This is a genomic window from Okeania sp. SIO2F4 (assembly GCF_010672385.1).
Taxonomy (GTDB): domain Bacteria; phylum Cyanobacteriota; class Cyanobacteriia; order Cyanobacteriales; family Microcoleaceae; genus Trichodesmium.
Genome location: NZ_JAAHGT010000775.1, coordinates 1 through 4,728, shown reverse-complemented (window position 1 = coordinate 4,728; position 4,728 = coordinate 1). Strand labels below are relative to the sequence as shown.

Here is a 4,728-nt window from a genome sequence, read left to right as displayed (position 1 = left end):
GAGAATAGTTTTCCTCCTGGTTTTAAAGCCAGAAACATTTTATCTAAAGCAGCAGGTAATTTATGAATATGCTCGAAAGTTGCAATAGAAAAAATCAGATCGTACTTTCCATAATATTCTTGGGGAAGATTTTCTATATTTTCTAAAAAGAAGTTATATTTTTCTAATTTTCTATTATCAAAACCTAAATTAGAAGTATCTTTAATATTAGGAATAATTGTTCCTGTATGAGATAACCCTCCTGCATCCTTGAGGGACTCTTCATAATCTGGAGTTTCTATTGCTGACCAAGACTTAACATGAAGATAATCAAAAACAAATTCCGGTGGTAGACTCCCACCAACTTCTAAAACATCTTTACCTTCAAAACCTACTAAATCTTGACATATACGGGCAAAAGTAACGTGATAACTCAAGTGAAATTTAGCTTGACATTCAGCTATATTAGATTCTGTTAACATAAAATTATTTTTAGGTCTGGGGTTAGTTACTTGAAAACAGGAAAGTCCTAAGCAGACTCTTTCTCACTAGGTAATCCTCCTATATCTAAAACTTTACTATCTTTAAAAAAGACTGACGTACAATTTTTGTCAGAAATTATTCCCTTTAACCTCCAACCTCATCTGCTCCAAAACCACTTTATAATCCCCCCTCTCAGGATACAACCCCACCAACTTCTCCAGAGGAGCGATCGCTCCTTTCCTATCCCCCATCTCCAACCTTACTTTCACCAACCCCTCTAAAGCAGTCACATTTTCAGGTTCCCGTTCCAACACACTCTCATACCCCCGCGCTCTTTTCTGTAACTGCTCTTCTACCGACACAACTGCTGCGGTCTCTACCTGTGGAGATTCCTGAAAACCACTCTTAAACATATTTGCTATCCCAAACAAAGCAGTACCACCAAAAGATACACACCCAACTAGGGACATTATCTTTCTTAATGTCTTACTGCGCTGCTGTCGAGCTTCCATATATTCTTTTTCTGTTCCTTGCATTAGCTACCTTTCTCCCAATACCTACCTTTTCAAGTCTTCCCAATTTGAGCCAAAAAGCGATCGCCCCTCTCAGCATCTATAGCGCTACGCGCAAGTCAAAAGTCAAAAGTCAAAAGTCAAAAATAATCCCTGATTGAGTTTGACCATTTATTTATAAGTGTTATAACCATAATGCCTAGTGCTATATCATTTGTCCCGCGACTATCCAAGGACTATGGCTTTTTCAATTATCATTTGTCGGTACCTCATACAATAGGGAGACTATGAACCTTATTTTTTGGTCAAATTGTTATTATAATAGTTACCTAAACGCATCAGAAGGCCAGCACTATAATCTATGATGCGCGTGCCTGGATGAATGATGGGTGTATAATTATGACATCGAATCATAATTATACACAAATATTAATAGTTTATCCAGTATACATTTCAGGTAAAATTAGTTATAATAATAAATATAGTCAAGGAATTAAAAACAGCGAGTGCTAGTAATTGAGGCCAAATTAAAAGGCGGTCAAAATCAGTACAAAGTTTTAGATGAAATGATTCTTACAGGTCAATTCATTAGAAACAGTTGTTTGCGCTATTGGATGGATAATAAAGATGTCAAACGCAACGACTTACAAAAACTTTGTTCTGTACTAGCAAAGGATAGTAATTTTCCTTGGGTAAAAAAGTTAAACTCTCAAGCCAGACAAGCATCAGCCGATAGAGCATGGCAATCAATACAACGATTCTACAAAAATTGTAGACTGAAATTACCAGGTAAAAAAGCGGTGCGACCCCGCGACGACGACAGTCGCAAGCGGTCGGACCCCGCGCCGCCGACAGGCGCAAGGGAACGCCGACCAAGAGAGGGAACGCGCACCAAGAGAGGCTATCCAAAATTCAAGAAATTTACCCGCTCAGTAGAGTATAAAACAACTGGTTATAAACTATCACCAGACAGAAAGAAAATTGAGTTTAAAGATGGTTTTAAGGCTGGTGTATTTGAACTATGGACAAGTCGTAATTTAGTTTGGTATTCAGAGCAACAAATAAGTCGTGTTAGAGTTGTTAGACGAGCTGATGGTTATTATTGTCAATTTTTAGTAAATGTAGAAAGAAAAGAAGCTCATAACTTTGAAGGTAATGTAGTAGGAATTGATTTAGGTTTAAATGCTTTCTATACTGATAGTGATGGTAAAGCTGTAGATAATCCTAAATATTTGAGAAAGTCAGAAAGACGACTAAAGAAACTACAAAGGAGAGTCTCGCGTCGCTATGAGAAAGGCAAGAAACCTCAATCAAATAACTACCACAAAGCCAGAAAGCAATTAGCGCGGGCTAATCTCAAAATCAGTAGACAGCGTAAAGACCATGCAATAAAGACTGCACGGGCGTTAATCCAATCTAACGATTTGGTAGTATACGAAGATTTGAAGGTTAGTAACCTAGTTAAAAACCATCATTTGGCAAAGTCAATATCTGATGCAAGTTGGTATCAGTTCACAACTTGGCTTGAATATTATGCTAAGTTGCGCGGAATTGTTTGTGTAGCAGTACCTCCACATTTCACCAGCCAAAATTGTTCAAATTGTGGTCAAACTGTGAAGAAATCTTTGTCAGTAAGAACTCACAAATGTCCACATTGTGGCTATATTGCTGATAGAGACCACAATGCAGCAAGGAACATTTTGGCTAAAGGTTTAGAAATGCTAGGAGCCATAGTCAACAGTACCGAGGGGCACTCGGAACCTGGGGGAAACCCGAAAGCTACGGGAGAGTCTGACCTCTGGAGCGCGTGATAGCAATATTGCCAATCTAAGTCATCTCTGTGAGCGTAGAATCATCAATGATGAGAATCCCGCATTGCGTTACTTTGATTTGATGCCGGGAGTATGTCAATAATCTCTGAACTGCTACTCTCTTTCAACAAACTTTCAATATTTTTTGCCATCCGAGTTTGTTGCTCTAACTGCTTTGTTGAAGAGAATAAATCGCCTAATCCATTAATAATTTGTTTGAGACTTTTCCTAAATCTTTCATCTCCTGTTATATCATCTAAATCTGATGTCATTTTCTGCACATTTTCAAATGTTGCTCTGGCTGAATCTAATGTTTGTTGCAACATTATTATATTTGTCGGACTGTTTAGATCGGTAGAAATATCTCGTAAATTCGCAGAAGTTTCTACTGCATTTGTCGATAATATTTCTAAGTTACTAATAAATTCTCCTTTTTCTACTTCACTAATAATCGGACTTAAACTTTCCATTAGCACTGCTAATTCTTCAGTTGTTTTCTCAATATTATTTAAAGTGGCAACTAGAGTCGAACGATTTGTATTAACAATTGCATTAATCTGATCTACTGTTAAACTAAATTTATTAGCCACTTCCTCTACAGAATTTGCTGAAGCGACCGCAGCAGAAGAAACTTTTTCTGTAGATTCTTTCATTGTTTTAGTCACAGTAGTTATTTGATTGGAAATATCATTCACTTCTGTTTCTAAGGTTTTAGTCAAACTATCTAAGTCTCTCTCTACTGTATTGGTTAAACCTCCAATTTCTCCTTCTAATGTTTGAGTCAAACCTCCAATTTCTCCTTCTAATGTTTGAGTCAAACCTCCAACTTCCGCTTCAATAATTCCTGTTATATTATCGACATCTTCTCTTAGATTTTGACTTAAACCTCCCATTTCTCTTTTGATAGTTTCTGATAAATCAGAGAGTTGTTTGGCTAATTTAGAAGCTTCCGCAGAAGCATTAGCTGTATTTTCAGCAATTATTTTCACATTATTAAACAACTCTGGGTCACTATAGAGGTCAATTAAACGTATTCCTGCTCTTAATAATTGCTGCATTTCTATTCCTGCTTCTCCCTGTAAACGGTCATTATTACAGATAATTATTTGAGGACAATTAGATGATAAAGCATTAGCAGAAACTTCTGATTCGGGTATTCTACCCCTAGGAATAATATCTATTTGTGCAGTACCAATAAATGAGGATATATTGCCTTGAATAAATACATCACGAGGGATAATTAAGTCTTCTGGCTTAATTTCTAAGGTAATATCTACTCCATTTAATCCTGGTTTTATTTCTACTACTTGCCCAACATTAATACCTCGATATCTAACTGATGTGCCTAACTCAATACCAGATGCACTTTCAAATTCAACTATGAATTTATAACTACGTTTACCTAATTCTACTCCCCTCAACCAAAGTATTAAAGCACCAAACAAACCTATTCCTAATAAAGTTAATAAACCTACTGAACCTTCTCTAGTTGTTCGCGATCGCATAGTTTCTCCAAAAGGCTTTTATTATATTGAAACGTAAAAATTTTACTCGATAATCAATAAATATATGGTATAATGGCTACATTTATTTTCCATTCATACTAATGTGGCAATTTTGACATTAGAGGATTGCTCAAAATCTCTCTAACAAAAACAATTCCTAACTTTTGACTTGTAAAATATGACTTCTGACTTCTGACTTCTAAATTCATAAACTCTATCTTTGATTAGGCAAAATATTTTCGAGAGTTCCTCAAAAAAAATCACTCTGACAAAAACAAATTCTCCATTCTCAATTTATGAACCCTATCTTTTTAGGCAAAATATTTTCGAGAGTTCCTCAAAAAAAATCACTCTGACAAAAACAAATTCTCCATTCTCAATTTATGAACCCTATCTTTTTAGGCAAAATATTTTCGAGAGTTCCTCAAAAAAAATCAC

Annotated in this window: 4 protein-coding genes; 1 reads left to right on the top strand and 3 read right to left on the bottom strand. The window is 35.9% G+C overall.

The genetic code is table 11. The features are described from left to right. Both F6K22_RS32460 and F6K22_RS32455 read right to left on the bottom strand, forming a co-directional pair. Positions 1 to 461: class I SAM-dependent methyltransferase (locus tag F6K22_RS32460; RefSeq protein WP_293107812.1), on the bottom strand; the 461-nt coding region annotated here is incomplete at its 3' end. Between the two features lie 129 nt (positions 462 to 590). After that, positions 591 to 998, bottom strand: a complete 408-nt coding sequence (locus F6K22_RS32455; protein ID WP_293107809.1) for a tetratricopeptide repeat protein — start codon at positions 996 to 998, stop codon at positions 591 to 593. Between the two features lie 482 nt (positions 999 to 1,480). Between F6K22_RS32455 and F6K22_RS32450 the strand changes: the two genes are divergently transcribed. Continuing rightward, complete coding sequence (locus F6K22_RS32450) at positions 1,481 to 2,785, top strand: RNA-guided endonuclease InsQ/TnpB family protein (RefSeq protein ID WP_293107807.1); 1,305 nt, start codon at positions 1,481 to 1,483, stop codon at positions 2,783 to 2,785. Positions 2,786 to 2,829: 44 nt separating this feature from the next. On the opposite strand, the gene F6K22_RS32445 is transcribed toward F6K22_RS32450, so the two are convergent. Continuing rightward, positions 2,830 to 4,290: an MlaD family protein gene (locus tag F6K22_RS32445; protein ID WP_293107804.1), complete on the bottom strand. Its 1,461-nt coding sequence runs from the start codon at positions 4,288 to 4,290 to the stop codon at positions 2,830 to 2,832. Between the last annotated feature and the right edge of the window lie 438 nt (positions 4,291 to 4,728).